Here is a 13,447-nt window from a genome sequence, read left to right as displayed (position 1 = left end):
CGGACATTCCGCCGTCACTGGACACGGAACCGCCCGGGGCTCATGCCCGTCACCCTCCGGAAGACCGCGCCGAACGCGCTCGCGGAGTGGTAGCCGACCCTCTCGGCCACCTCCTCGATCTCCTCCCCCACGGAGAGCAGCGTGATCGCGTGCTGCACGCGCGCGGCCGCCGACCACTGGCTGAACCCGAGACCGGTCTGCGCGCGGAAGGCCCGCGTGATCGTACGGGAGCTCACGCCGAGTCGCGCGGCCCACGACGCGAGGGTCGTGTCGTCGGCGGGGTCGGCGCGAACGGCGGCGACGATGGGTTCCAGGAGGGTGGACTCGGGGATCTTCAGCAGCAGCTCGACCGGGGCCGGGGCCAGCAGGTCGAGCACCACCGCCTCGGTCCTGGCGCGCGACTCCCGGTCCAGCCCGTCGGAGTTGAGCCGTTCGAGCAGCAGGCGCAGGAGCGGGGTGACCTCCACCGCGACGGTGGTGTCCGCGATGGCCGGTACCGCGTGCACGCTGAACTGGGCCGCGTGGTGCCAGGTCCCCGCCGGGGTCCACCCGGAGTGGGGCGTCCCGGCCGGGATCCACAGGCCGACCGACGGGGTGATGGTCCACACCCGCGCGCCGGTGGTGGCGGTGGAGGCCCCGCGCAGGTTCCAGAGCAGCTCGTGTGTGGGGTGCGAGTGCTCCTCCCAGTAGGTGTCGCGCGCGATCACCTCGTCGGTACCGTGCACCACGTAGGGAACGTCGATCTCACCCGCCCCGTACGAGGGGAGACTGCGGTTCTCCACCGCACCCGCGCGCCCGCGCACCGCCCTGCCTTGTATGCCCACGTCACCCAGGCTATGCCGGGGCACCCCGCGAGGACCAAACCGGTCGCCGGGAGCCGCGCGCGGCCCCGGGTGTCAGAACCGGGGTCGGGTGTCGTACCCGGGTCCGGCGTCCGAGCCGTACCGGGGCCCGGGGCGGGTACCCGCGTGGAACGCGGCCCCGCCCTCGCCGGTGCCGCGCCCGCGCGAGACGGAGCGGCCCGAGGCGCGCGCCCTGGACAGGAGGAAGCCCAGCACCGCGATCACCAGGGCGACCCCGCCCACGATGATGAGCAGACCCACCACGATCCCGATCCCCATGCCCGGCCCCTCTCCGTGGCTCGCGTCCGATACCACGGTATCCGGGCCCCGCCGACCGTACGTTCCGGCGCCAGCGGCTCCGGACGGTCCGGTGGCCGGAGCTCCGACGCGCGGTGCCCGGACCTACCCGCCGCCGCAGGGAAGCCGCAGGGGTACCGCCGTCGCGAAGGTCACACGGCGGAGGTCGGGGTGACCACGCGGCCCGATTCCAGGGCGAGGACGTGGTCCGCGTCCCGCGCCTCCTCCGTGAAGTGGGTGGCGTGCACCACGGTGACGCCCTCGGCGGCGACCTCGGTGACCAGCTCCCGGATCCGGCCCGTGGAGTGCTGGTCCAGCCCGGCCGAGGGTTCGTCCAGCAGCAACAGACCCGCCTCCTGGGCCAGGCCCTGGGCGATGAGGGCGCGTTGGCGCTGCCCCCCGGAGAGCTCCCCCAGCCTCCGGCCGGCCAGGTCCGCGACACCTGCCTGTTCCATGCACTTGTCGACCACGCGGCGGTCGTGCCGGGTGAGCGGGCGCCACCACCCCCGCTGCGCCCAGCGGCCCATGGTCACGGTGGCGCGCACGGTGAGCGGCAGGGTGTCCGGGACCGCGCTGCGCTGCACGACGAACGCGGGGCGGCCGGGCCGCGCCGGGACGACGCTTCCGCTCCGGGGCGCGACCGTTCCCGCCAGGACCCCGAGCAGGGTGGACTTGCCCGCGCCGTTGGCCCCGACCAGGGCGGTGACCGCCCCTTCGGGGATCTCGGCGGTGACACCCCGGAGGACGTCCGTCCCGTCGTAACCCGCGTACACGTGGTCGATCCTCATCCCTCGTGACCCCCGTTTCTGCTGTGTCCGGGTTCGTCTGACCCGACCCGATGTGAAAACGATAATGGTTATCGTTGTAGAGTCTCCCACTATGGAAGCACTGATCGAACCCTTCGGGGTCACGTTCGTCCAGCGTGCGCTCTGGGCGGGGCTCCTCGTCTCCGCCGTCTGCGCGATCGCGGGCACCTGGGTGGTCCTGCGGGGCATGGCCTTCCTCGGGGACGCGATGTCGCACGGCATGCTGCCCGGGGTCGCCCTGGCCGCGCTGTTCGGACAGAGCCTGTTCGTGGGCGCCGCCCTCGCGGCCGGGGCCATGGCCGCCGGGGTCACCGCCCTGAGCCGCTCCCGTCGGCTGTCGCAGGACACGAGCATCGGCCTGCTGTTCGTGGGGATGCTCTCGGTCGGCGTGATCCTCGTGTCGCACTCGGCCTCCTTCGCGGTCGACCTCACCGCCTTCCTCTTCGGGGACGTCCTGGGAGTGCGCGAGCGGGACCTGCTCCACCTGGGGCTCTCCCTCGCGGCCGCACTGGTGGTCGCGGTCGTCGGCCACCGGGCGTTCGTCGCGCTGGCCTTCGACCCCCGCAAGGCGCACACCCTGGGCCTGGCGCCGCGCGCCGCGCACGCCGCCCTGTTGGGCCTGGTCACCCTCGCCGTGGTCGCCTCGTTCCACGTGGTCGGCACGCTGCTGGTGTTCGGCCTGCTCATCGCCCCGCCCGCCACCGCGCTGCTCTGGGCCAGGAGCATCCCGGGGATCATGCTCACCGCCGCGCTGCTGGGCGGCGCCGCCACCTATGTCGGGCTGCTCGTCTCCTGGCACTGGGAGACGGCGGCCGGAGCGAGCATCGCGGCCACGGCGGTGGCGTTCTTCTTCGTCTCGGCCCTGGCCTCCGGCCTGCGCTCACGCGGGCTCGCCAGACGACCGGCAGACCCGGAACGCCCCGCACCCCAGCCCTCTGACCTGGAAGGAACGGTGACACCGTGAACCGTCGACACCGCACCGCCGCCCTGGGAGCGGCGGCCCTGATCACCCTGCTGAGTGCCTGCTCTGGCACCACCGAACCCGAGGCCGCCGAGGAGGAGACGCCCCACGGGTACGTCGAGGGCGCCGAGGAGACCGCCGAACCGCAGCTCCGGCTGGTCGTGGCCGACACCGGCACCGGCCAGGTGCGGCTCCTGGACCTGATCACCGAGGAGGTCACGGAACTGGGCGAGGTCCCGGCGGTGGACGGCCTCACCGGAGACGGCCGCTTCGCCTATCTAAGCTCATCCGATGAAGGGACCACCGAGGTCTTCGACAGCGGCGTGTGGACCGTGGACCACGGAGACCACAACCACTACTACCGAACCGGCTCCGGAGACGTCGGTGCCCTGGACCTCCCCGACCCCGCGCACGTCGTCACCGACACCGCGCTGACCTCGGTCACCACTGACCAGGGAGCATCGTTGCTGCTGGAGAGGGCGGAGCTGGAGGACGGGACGGTCGCCACCACGGACGTCCCGGTCGACGAGGAGACCACGGTCCTGCCCTACCAGGGGGCCCTGGTCGCCGTCGACGCCGAGGGGACGGTCCGCGTACTCGACCGCGACGGCACACCCCAGGCGGACCCGGAGGCGACCTGCACCGACCCCGACGCTGCCGCCGTCACCCGCCGGGGCCTGGTGGTCGGTTGCGCGGAGGGCACCCTCCACGTCACCGAGGAGGACGGCGAACTGAGCGCCGCGACCCTCCCCCACCCCGGCGAGGAACGCGGTGGCCCCTTCCATCACCGATCCGGATCCGCCGTCCTGGCCGCGCTTCCCGACGACGACACCCTGTGGGTCCTGGACCTGGCTGTCCCCGAGTGGCGGGCCCACGAGCAGCCCGGCACCGTGGCCGCGACGGCGACCGGCGAGGAGGGGCCGGTCCTGGTCCTGGCCGACGACGGGACCCTGCGCGCACTCGACCCGGAGACCGGCGAGGAGGAGGCCACCACCGACCTGCTGGACACGGTGGACCCCGAACACCCGCCCACACTCACGGCCGACACCTCCCGCGCCTACGTCAGCGACCCCGAGGCCGGGGTCGTCCACGAGATCGACTACGCCGACGACCTCCGTGTGGCCCGCACCCTCGACCCGGGGATCGCGCCGCACCTGATGATCCAGACCGGACGGTGACCGCCATGCTGCCCCGACGCCCCCTCGCCGCGATCGCGGCCGCCTCACTCACCCTCACGCTGGCCTCCTGTTCCTCGGAGGGAGACGGCACCGGGGTCGTGGTGACCACCAACATCCTCGGTGACGTCACCGCTCGGATCGTCGGTGACCAGGCTCCGGTCACCGTGCTGATGCCGCCCGACACCGACCCGCACTCCTTCGCGATCTCCGCCCGCGAGGCCGCGACCCTGGAGAACGCCGACCTCGTCGTCCACAACGGCCTCGGCCTGGAGGAGGGCGTCGCCCGCAACGTGACCGCCGCCGAGGAGGCCGGGGTACCCGCCCTGGAGGTGGGTCCGGGCGTCGATCCGCTCCCCTACACCTCGGACGCGAGCGAGGGCGAGCCGGATCCGCACTTCTGGACCGACCCGGCCCGGGTCGGGCTGGCCGTCGAGCTGATCGCGGAGCGCGTGATCGAGGAGGTCGACGGGGTCGACGCGGACACCGTGCGCGCCAACGCCGAGACCTACGCGGCCGAGCTGGACGAACTCGACGCGTGGATGGGCGAGGAGTTCGCCGCCCTGCCCGCCGAGAACCGCAGGCTCGTCACCAACCACCACGTCTTCGGCTACCTCGCGGACCGCTACGACTTCGAGGTGATCGGGGCCGTGATCCCCAGCGGGACCACCCTGGCCTCGCCCAGCACCTCCGACCTCAAGGACCTCTCCGACGCCGTCGCGGAGGCGGGGGTCTCCGCCGTCTTCGCGGACTCCTCCCAGCCCGACCGCCTGGCCACCGTGATGGCCGAGGAGGCCGGGGTGGAGATCGAGGTGGTCCCGCTCTTCTCGGAGTCCCTGAGCCGTGAGGGCGGGGGCGCCGCGACCTACCTGGAGATGATGCGCGCCAACACCGAGGCGATCACCGCCGGACTCCGCGACGACTGAGTCCCGCCCCTTCGACCCGCCCCCCAGCCACCCCCCGCACCACCCATCCCCGAGAGAGAAGAAGCATGCGTTCGAACCGCACCACCCGAGCGGCGGCCCTGCCCGCCCTGTTGTCCGCCGGTCTCCTCCTGACCGCCTGCGGAAACGGAACCGACGACGGCGCCGCGGGCGCCGACGAGGAGGGGACCCCGGCCGAGGCCGTGGCCACGGAGCCCCTCGTCACCACCTACGACGGCGGCCTGTACGTCCTGGACGGCCAGTCCCTGGAGGTGGTGGCCGACATCGAGCTGGACGGCTTCAACCGGGTCAACCCCGCCGGGGACGACCGGCACGTGTTCGTCTCCACCTCCGAGGGCTTCCAGGTCCTCGACGCCGCCGGCGCCGAGCTCACCGACACCCTCTTCCCGGCCGACACCCCCGGTCACGTGGTGCGCCACGACGGCCGGACCGTCCTGTTCGCGGACGGGACCGGGGAGGTCACCGCCTTCGACACCGACGCGCTGGGCGCGGGTCTGCCCGAGGAGACCGACGTCCACACCGCCGAGGAGGCCCACCACGGGGTGGCGGTCGAGCTGGAGAACGGCGAGCTGCTGCTCACCCTCGGCAACGAGGAGGAGCGGGTCGGCGCGCTGGTCCTGGACGCCGACGGGGAGGAGATCGCCCGCAGCGAGGACTGCCCGGGCGTGCACGGGGAGAGCGCGGCCCAGGGCGGGGCCGTGGCCATCGGATGCCAGGACGGCGCGCTGGTCTACCAGGACGGCGCCTTCACCAAGATCGAGAGCCCCGACGACTACGGGCGGATCGGCAACCAGGCCGGTTCGGACGAGTCACCGGTCATCCTGGGCGACTACAAGACCGACCCCGACGCCGAACTGGAGCGCCCCGAGCGGATCGCCCTGGTCGACACCGCCGAGGGCGACCTGGAACTGGTCGACCTGCCCTCCAGCTACACCTTCCGTTCCCTGGGCCGGGGCCCGGCAGGTGAGGCCCTGGTGCTGGGCACCGACGGCGCGCTGCACGAGATCGACCCGGACTCGGGCGAGCTCACCCGGAGCATCGAGCTGATCGACGCGTGGGAGGAGCCGGTGGAGTGGCAGGACCCCCGGCCCGCGCTGTTCGTGCGCGGCGGCACCGCCTACGTGAGCGACCCGGCCACCAGCCAGGTGCACGCGGTGGACCTGGCCTCCGGTGAGGTCACCGGCTCGGCCACCCTGGACGAGGCCCCCAACGAGCTGAGCGGCGTCGCCCACTAGGGATCGTCCGTCCCACCGGTCGGTGGGACGGCCTTCCCTGCGGCCCGGGTGCCCCAGGCGCGAACGCGCGGGGCTGCCCGGGCCGTCCCCGTCTCGCCGGTTCCGCGTCCCGGTCCGGGCCCGGTCGCCTCGGCCGGATCCGGCCGAGGCGGGCTCAGAGGGCCGCGGGGCCCGTGGAGTCCCGGATCACCAGATGGGTGGGCAGGACCACGCGCTGCGGGGCCGGGTGCGCCGTGGAGAGCGAGCCCTTCCTCAGCAGGAGCTCCACCGCGACCCTGCCCGCCTCGTCCTCCGGACCGGCGAGGGTGGTCAGGGCGGGAACGCACAGGTCGGCGCCGAAGATGTCGTCGTAGCCGACCACGCTGATCCGCCCGGGGACAGCCACCCCCCGTTCGGACAGACGGCGCAGGACACCGATGGCGAGAAGGTCGTTGTGGGCCACCAGCGCGGTCGCCCCGGACACCAGGGCGGCGTCGGCGGCGGCTCCGCCCCCGCTGACCCTGGGCGGGAACGGGCCGAGTCGGGCGACGGTGAGCCCGCGCCGCTCCGCCGCCCCCCTGAGCGCCTTCCACCGTTCGCTGGCGAGCCAGGACTGGTGCGGTCCGGAGAGGTAGACGATCGACCGGTGCCCCAGCGAGGCCAGGTGTTCGATGATCTGCCAGCTCCCCGGGCCGCTGTCGACCACCACGCCGGGAAGGCCGTCGACCTCGCGGTTGACCAGCGCCAGGTTGTGGCTCTGGGCGATCCCCACGGTCGTCTCGTCGCTCATGCGGCTGGCCGCCAGCACGAAGCCGTCCACCGAATGGTCCAGCCGTTCGATCTGGTTGCGCTCGTTGGCCGCCGACTCCTCGGTGTTGCCGAGGATGAAGGTGACTCCCGCCTCGCTGGCCCGGCGTTCCGCGCCCCGGATCGTACCGAAGAAGTGCGGGTTGGTGATGTCGGGGACCAGCATCGCGATGGTCGCCTTGTGCCCGGACTGGAGGGCCGTGGCCAGGGGGTTGGGCCGGTACCCGAGGCGTTCGGCGACCCGGAGCACGTGCTCGCGCGTGGTCGCGTTCACCCGGCGGGGGTTGCCGAAGGTCCGGGAGACCGTGGAGGCCGCCACGCCCGCCTCGGCCGCGACGTCGTAGATGGTCGTGCGCCTCGGAGTGTTCATCTCGCCCCCTTCCTACCGGAATACGACAACTTTTGGCAATCGCTTGCCACAGCTGTGAACGGATACCTAGAGTTCACAAAAATGTGACACCCACCACGTCCACGGTCGCTGATCAGCGCGAAGCCGTGTCCTCCCGACTGGAGCCGACTGGGATGACCCAACCCCCCGAACCGAACGACACCGGGCCCCCGGGCCCCGTACGGACGGTGGTCCGCTACCTGGAGAGGGCCGAACTCGTCGTCGGAGCCCTCCTGCTCACCCTCGTCTTCACCCTGATGCTCGTCCAGGCGACCCAGCGCCACCTTCCGGTCGCCGGCTGGGTCTGGACCGGCGAACTGGCCAGGTTCGGCCTGGTGTGGCTGACCTTCTCCCTGGCCGGATACCTGGTGGGCCGGGACGAGCACATCACCCTGAAGCTCGTCGACCACGTCGCCCGCGGGCGGTTCCTGCGCGGGGTCTGGGTCCTGGCCAACGTCGTCGTCGCCGCGGTCGCCGCGGGGTTCGTGTTCGAGGCGGCCGAACTGGTCTTCGGTGGTTCCCCGCAGACCACCCCGGCCCTGAACCTCCCCCTGTCCTGGACCTACGTGATCCCCATGATCGGGCTGTCCCTCGCGGCGCTGCGCGCCCTGGCCAACACCCTCCTTCCCGCGCCCCCGGCCCTGGAGTCCACCCCCGAGGAGCGTGCCGAATGAGCGCCGCACTGGTCGTCACCGGCATTCTCGTCCTCCTGGTGCTGCGGGTCCCCGTGGCCTTCGCGATCCTCGGGCCGACCCTCCTCTACATGGTCGTCACGGACCAGTCGACGGGGCTGAGCCTGCGCACGGCGGCGCAGGAGGTCAACAGCTTCCCGCTGCTCGCGGTCCCGCTGTTCGTCCTGCTGGGAGTGGTCGCCAACCGCACGGGGATCGCGGACCGCATCTTCGCCTTCGCCCAGGTGCTGTTCGGCCGGGTGCGCGCCAGCCTGGGCTACGTGAACATCGGCGTCAGCGTCGGCTTCTCGTGGATCAGCGGCACGGCCCTGGCCGACGTCGCGGGCATGGGCAAGATGCTCGTCCCGGCCATGACCAGCCGGGGGTACCCCAGGCGCTTCGCCCTGGGGCTGACCGCCTCCTCCAGCCTCATCAGCCCGGTGATGCCGCCGAGCATCCCCGCGATCGTCTACGCGTCGGTGGCGGCGGTCTCGACCGCCGCGCTGTTCGCCGCCGCCGTGGTCCCGGCCCTGCTCATCGCGGGCGGCCTCGCACTGTACGTCTTCGTCTGGAGCCGCAAACAGCCCCAGCTCGCCGGACGGCGCTCGGCCCCCGGAGAGTTCCGGTCCGCCGCTCTCCGCGTCATCGGTCCCCTGGGGGCGCCGGTCCTGCTGCTCGGGGGCATCCTCAGCGGTCTGTTCACCCCGACCGAGGCCGCCGCCGTCGGCGTCGCCTACGTCCTCGTCCTCGGGTTCTGTTACCGGCGCCTGACCCTTCGCTCCCTGTGGGGCATCGCCGTCGAGACCGCCACCACGGCGGCGTCGATCACCCTGATCCTCGCCGCGTCGGGGCTGCTGGGCTGGGTCCTGGCCCGCGAGCGGGTGCCGCAGGACATCGCCTCGTTCCTGCTCGGCTTCACGGACAGCCCCGTCGTGTTCCTCCTGCTGGTGAACGTGGCGCTCATCCTGATCGGCACCATCCTGGAGCCCATCGCGGCCCTGGTCATCACGGTGCCGGTCCTCCTGCCGATCGCCGTGCAGTTCGGCGTCGACCCGGTCCACTTCGGGGTGATCGCCATCGTGAACCTGATGATCGGCCTGCTCACCCCACCCATCGGCGGCGTGCTCTTCGTCCTGGGGTCGGCGACCCGAACCCCCATGCACGAGGTGTTCCGCGGTACCGCTCCGTTCCTGATCCCGCTCCTGGCGGTCCTCGGCCTGCTCACCGTGGCCCCCGAACTCGTCCTGTTCCTCCCCGGCCGACTCGGCCTCTAGCGACGCCGTCCGCCGGACGCCGCCACCCACGGCACCCCGTCCAAGCCCACTCCCCGCGCCCCACCGAAAGGCCCCACCATGAACACCGGTCTCCGCGTCGCCGCGCTCCTGCCAGCCGCGGCCCTCGTCCTCACCGCCTGCGGTTCCGGCGACGACACCGACGGCACCGTCCTCACCTTCTCCAACAGCTACACCGAGGACCACCCGCACACCCGATGCGGCATCGACCTGGTGGCCGAACACGTGGCCGAGGCCGACGCCGGCATCCGTGTGGACACCTTCCCCGGCAGCCAGCTGGGCGACAACACCGAGACCTTCGCGTCCGTGATGTCCGGCGACATCGACATGGACGTGCAGGGCTCGGCGGCCCTGGGCTCCGCCCACCCGCCGATCGGCGTCTTCGACGCCGCGTACGCCTTCGACGACGCCGACCACATGTTCTCCTTCTTCGACTCCGAGGCCGCCGACGCCGCCAAGCAGGGGTTCGAGGAGGCCACCGGGGCCAAGATCCTCGACGTCTGGTACTTCGGGGACCGGCACTTCACCGCCAACCAGCCGATCCGCACCCCCGCCGACCTCTCCGGCCTGCGGATGCGGTTCCCCGACTCCCCCATCTACCTGGCCAACGCCGAGGCGATGGGGGCCAGCCCGACCACGGTCGCCTTCGAGGAGGTCTACATGGCCCTCCAGCAGGGGACCGTCGACGGCCAGGAGAACCCGATCGCGACCGTCGACGCCGACAACTACTCCGAGGTGCAGTCCCATGTCAGCCTCTCCGGGCACCAGATCGGCTCCCAGATGATCGTGGTCTCGGGGCAGACCTGGGAAGGGCTCTCCGAGGGGCAGCGGGAGGTGCTCCAGGAGGCGGTCAGCCAGGTCCGGGAGGAGAACCGCGCCTGCATCGAGGAGGCGGAGGCGGAGGTCCTCGCCGAGTGGGAGGCCGGCGGCGCCATGGAGGTCGTCGACGACGTGGACGTGGAGGCCTTCCGCACGCAGGTCCACGAGCACTTCCTGTCCACGCTCGAGGGCGAGGAGCTGGAGCTCTACGAGGCCTTCCGGGAGTCGGCCTGACCACGGGGGCCGTCAGGGCCCCGAACGCCACCGGCCCCGTCCCCTCCCCTCCCCGCACCGCCCGACACCGGTGCGGCGTGAGCACCCCCTGCCCCGAGAACGGAAACGGAGTCTGACGGACATGCGGCGATCCATCGCCACGGTCTCCCTCAGCGGAACCCTGGAAGAGAAACTGAGCGCGGCCGCCAAGGTCGGCTTCGACGGCGTGGAGATCTTCGAGAACGACCTCGTCTCCTCCCCCCTGACTCCGCGCGAGATCCGCGCCCTGGCCGGGGAGCTCGGCCTGACCATCGACCTCTACCAGCCCTTCCGGGACTTCGAGGGCGTGGATGACACCCGGCTGGCGGCCAACCTGAGGCGGGCCGAGGCCAAGTTCGCGCTCATGGTCGAACTCGGGGTGGACACCCTGCTGGTCTGCTCCAACGCGACGGCGTCGGCCATCGACGACGACGCCCTGGCCGCCGCCCAGCTGCGTTCCCTGGCCGAGACCGCCGAACCCTACGGGGTGCGCGTCGCCTACGAGGCGCTCGCCTGGGGGCGCCGCGTCTCGACCTACGAGCACTCGTGGCGGATCGTCGAAGCCGCCGACCACCCCTCACTCGGCCTGTGTCTGGACAGCTTCCACATCCTCTCCAGGGGTGACGACCCCTCGGGTGTCCGGGACATCCCCGCGGAGAAGATCCTCTTCCTCCAGCTGGCCGACGCTCCGCGCATGGACATGGACGTGCTCCAGTGGAGCCGCCACCACCGCTGCTTCCCCGGGCAGGGCGGCTTCGACCTGGCGGAGTTCACCGGCCACGTGATCGCCGCGGGCTACCGGGGCCCGCTGTCCCTGGAGGTGTTCAACGACGTCTTCCGCGCCTCCGACCCGGACCGGACGGCCGCGGACGCCCTGCGCTCGCTGTCCGCCCTGGAGGACACGGTGGCACGGGCCCGGGAGTCCGACGGTCCGGGGCGCGCCCCGGACCCGCACCGGGACGGCCCCGTTCACCTGAACCGGCTCCCGGACCTCGCGCCACCCGGGAACCTGGCGTTCGTCGAGGTCGCGGCCGCTGAACCAGCCGCCGGACGCACCCGCTCGGTGTTGTCGGCGCTGGGTTTCGCACACACCCGCGACCACCGGTCCAAGCCCGTCGAACTCTGGGAGCACGGGCGCGCGCGGGTGCTGCTGAACTCCGCCGACCCGCGACTCGGGCACACCTGGACCGGCGACGCGGCGGTGACGGCGCTGGGAGTCGAGGTCTCCGATCCCGCCCTGGCCTCGGCCAGGGCGGAAGCCCTCTCGGCTCCGGCCCTGACCCGCCGCCGCGACCCCTCGGAGGCGCGGATACGCGCGGTCGCCGCCCCCGACGGCACCGCCGTCTTCCTGTGCCCGCCCGAGTCGTCCGGTGGGGCGGACTGGACGGAGGACTTCTCGGCGCCCGCGGTCGACCACCGGAGCGACGGAGCGCCGACCCCGGTCACCGGAATCGACCACGTCGGTCTGCACCAGCCGTTCGACCACTTCGACGAGGCCTCCCTGTTCTACCGGACCCTGTTCGGGCTCTCCCCGTCGGAGAACACCGACCTGTCCTCTCCCGACGGGCTGGTCCGGAGCCGGGTCCTGACGCGGCCGGACGACCCGGGGGCGGGGCCCCGCGTCGCGCTGAACGTGTCCGTGCTGGGGCGCGGCCCCCAGGCGGACGCCACCGGCGGATCCCAGCACATCGCCCTGGCCTGTGACGACATCGTCGCGGTCGCCCGCGCGATGGTCGCCGCCGGGGAGCCTCCGATCCGGGTCCCCGACAACCACTACGACGACCTCGCCGCCAGGACGGACCTGTCCCCGGCGCGGCTCGCCCTCATGCGCGGCCTGGGCATCCTCCACGACACGGACGGCGCGGGCGAGTTCTGGCACCTCTACACACCCCTGTTGGGCGGCCGGTTGTTCCTTGAGGTCGTGCAGCGCGTGAACGGCTACGAGGGGTACGGGGCGGCCAACACCCCGGTGCGGATGGCGGCGCACCGCGCGCGGCACCGTTCGGAGCAGTGGACGTGAGGGGCCCGACGAGCGGCGACGGGACCGTGCGGGCACCGGCCCCCGCCCCCGACGTACCCTCCTTCCTGGTGGGACTGATCGGTTCGGGGATCGGCCCCTCCCTGACCCCGGCCATGCACGAGACGGAGGCCGCCGAGCTCGGGCGCCGCCTGGTCTACCGCCGGATCGACCTGGACACCTGGGGCCTGTCGGCGTCGTCGGTCGGTGAGCTCGTCCGCTCGGCCCCCCGGTACGGGTTCGACGGACTGAACATCACCCACCCCTGCAAGCAGCTCGTCCTCCCCCACCTGGACGGACTCACGCCCGACGCGGCCGCTCTGGGAGCGGTGAACACCGTGGTGTTCGACGGCGCACGGGCGGTCGGGCACAACACGGACTGGTCGGCGTTCGCGCTCTCCCTGGAGCTGGGGCTGCCCGCGGCGCCCAGGCGGAGCGTGGTCCTCCTGGGCGCGGGCGGGGCCGGTGCGGCGGTCGCCCACGCCCTCATGACCTCCGGGGTGCGGGACCTGGCGGTGGTGGACACCGACCGGGGCCGGGCCAGCGGTCTCGCCCGGGACCTGACGGAACGGTTTCCCGGGAGGCGGTGCCGGGCGGTGCCGCCCTCGGAGGTGGCCGGGCTCCTGACCGAGGCGGACGGGCTGGTGAACGCCACCCCGGCCGGGATGGCCCACCACCCGGACCCGCCGGTGGCCCCGGAGGTCCTGCGCCCGCACCTGTGGGTGGCCGACGTGGTCTACCGGCCGTTGCGCACCGCGCTGCTCACCGAGGCCGAGCGGATCGGGTGCGCCACCCTGGACGGCGGCGGCATGGCGGTGTTCCAGGCCGCTCAGGCGTTGGAGCTGATCACGGGCCTGGTTCCCGACCACGGCCGGATGGTGGCGCACTTCGCCGCCGTCGCGCGGAGCTGACCGGGGCGGCGTGCCCGGGGCCCGGGGCACGAGCCCCCGGACCCCGGGGGC

General features: G+C 72.8%; 13 protein-coding genes. 9 read left to right on the top strand and 4 right to left on the bottom strand.

What is annotated here, in order from left to right; translation table 11 throughout:
* Positions 1-14: 14 nt before the first annotated feature.
* From AC0VYM_RS14475 to aztA, 3 genes are all read right to left on the bottom strand, one after another.
* The gene (locus AC0VYM_RS14475; protein ID WP_475462799.1) at positions 15-824 is read right to left on the bottom strand and encodes a helix-turn-helix domain-containing protein; all 810 of its coding nucleotides are present in this window, start codon (positions 822-824) and stop codon (positions 15-17) included.
* Between the two features lie 72 nt (positions 825-896).
* Positions 897-1,121 carry a hypothetical protein gene (locus AC0VYM_RS14470; RefSeq protein WP_475462798.1) on the bottom strand — a complete coding sequence of 75 codons (225 nt, stop codon included), beginning with the start codon at positions 1,119-1,121 and terminating at the stop codon, positions 897-899.
* 170 nt (positions 1,122-1,291) lie between these two features.
* The gene (gene aztA / locus AC0VYM_RS14465; protein WP_475462797.1) at positions 1,292-1,927 is read right to left on the bottom strand and encodes a zinc ABC transporter ATP-binding protein AztA; all 636 of its coding nucleotides are present in this window, start codon (positions 1,925-1,927) and stop codon (positions 1,292-1,294) included.
* Positions 1,928-2,018: 91 nt separating this feature from the next.
* On the opposite strand from aztA, the gene aztB reads away from it, so the two are divergent.
* The 4 genes from aztB (at position 2,019) to aztD (ending at position 6,260) form a co-directional block, all read left to right on the top strand.
* The gene (aztB, locus tag AC0VYM_RS14460) at positions 2,019-2,909 is read left to right on the top strand and encodes a zinc ABC transporter permease AztB (protein WP_475462796.1); all 891 of its coding nucleotides are present in this window, start codon (positions 2,019-2,021) and stop codon (positions 2,907-2,909) included.
* Positions 2,906-4,084, top strand: coding sequence for a YncE family protein (locus tag AC0VYM_RS14455; RefSeq protein ID WP_475462795.1), 1,179 nt, complete (start codon positions 2,906-2,908; stop codon positions 4,082-4,084). Before aztB ends, AC0VYM_RS14455 begins: the two co-directional genes overlap by 4 nt.
* 5 nt (positions 4,085-4,089) lie before the next feature.
* On the top strand, positions 4,090-5,007 hold the full coding sequence (gene aztC / locus AC0VYM_RS14450) for a zinc ABC transporter substrate-binding protein AztC (RefSeq protein WP_475462794.1): 918 nt from the start codon (positions 4,090-4,092) through the stop codon (positions 5,005-5,007).
* Positions 5,008-5,072: 65 nt separating this feature from the next.
* A complete protein-coding gene (aztD, locus tag AC0VYM_RS14445) occupies positions 5,073-6,260 on the top strand; it encodes a zinc metallochaperone AztD (protein ID WP_475462793.1) in 1,188 nt (395 codons plus the stop codon).
* Between the two features lie 154 nt (positions 6,261-6,414).
* Here the strand turns inward: aztD and AC0VYM_RS14440 are convergent, their stop codons facing one another.
* The gene (locus AC0VYM_RS14440; RefSeq protein WP_475462792.1) at positions 6,415-7,416 is read right to left on the bottom strand and encodes a LacI family DNA-binding transcriptional regulator; all 1,002 of its coding nucleotides are present in this window, start codon (positions 7,414-7,416) and stop codon (positions 6,415-6,417) included.
* A gap of 152 nt (positions 7,417-7,568) precedes the next feature.
* On the opposite strand from AC0VYM_RS14440, the gene AC0VYM_RS14435 reads away from it, so the two are divergent.
* From AC0VYM_RS14435 to AC0VYM_RS14415, 5 genes are all read left to right on the top strand, one after another.
* Positions 7,569-8,108, top strand: a complete 540-nt coding sequence (locus AC0VYM_RS14435; RefSeq protein ID WP_475462791.1) for a TRAP transporter small permease — start codon at positions 7,569-7,571, stop codon at positions 8,106-8,108.
* Positions 8,105-9,379, top strand: a complete 1,275-nt coding sequence (locus AC0VYM_RS14430; RefSeq protein WP_475462790.1) for a TRAP transporter large permease — start codon at positions 8,105-8,107, stop codon at positions 9,377-9,379. The genes AC0VYM_RS14435 and AC0VYM_RS14430 overlap by 4 nt, the downstream gene beginning before the upstream one ends.
* 78 nt (positions 9,380-9,457) lie before the next feature.
* Positions 9,458-10,450 carry a DctP family TRAP transporter solute-binding subunit gene (locus tag AC0VYM_RS14425; RefSeq protein WP_475462789.1) on the top strand — a complete coding sequence of 331 codons (993 nt, stop codon included), beginning with the start codon at positions 9,458-9,460 and terminating at the stop codon, positions 10,448-10,450.
* Between the two features lie 121 nt (positions 10,451-10,571).
* A complete protein-coding gene (locus tag AC0VYM_RS14420) occupies positions 10,572-12,488 on the top strand; it encodes a TIM barrel protein (protein ID WP_475462788.1) in 1,917 nt (638 codons plus the stop codon).
* Positions 12,479-13,396: a shikimate dehydrogenase gene (locus AC0VYM_RS14415; protein ID WP_475462787.1), complete on the top strand. Its 918-nt coding sequence runs from the start codon at positions 12,479-12,481 to the stop codon at positions 13,394-13,396. The genes AC0VYM_RS14420 and AC0VYM_RS14415 overlap by 10 nt, the downstream gene beginning before the upstream one ends.
* Positions 13,397-13,447 lie beyond the last annotated feature (51 nt).

The organism is Nocardiopsis sp. iso_237, from assembly GCF_056173345.1.
Note: the sequence above shows the minus strand (reverse complement) of the source record. Positions and strands in the feature narration are given on the sequence as shown.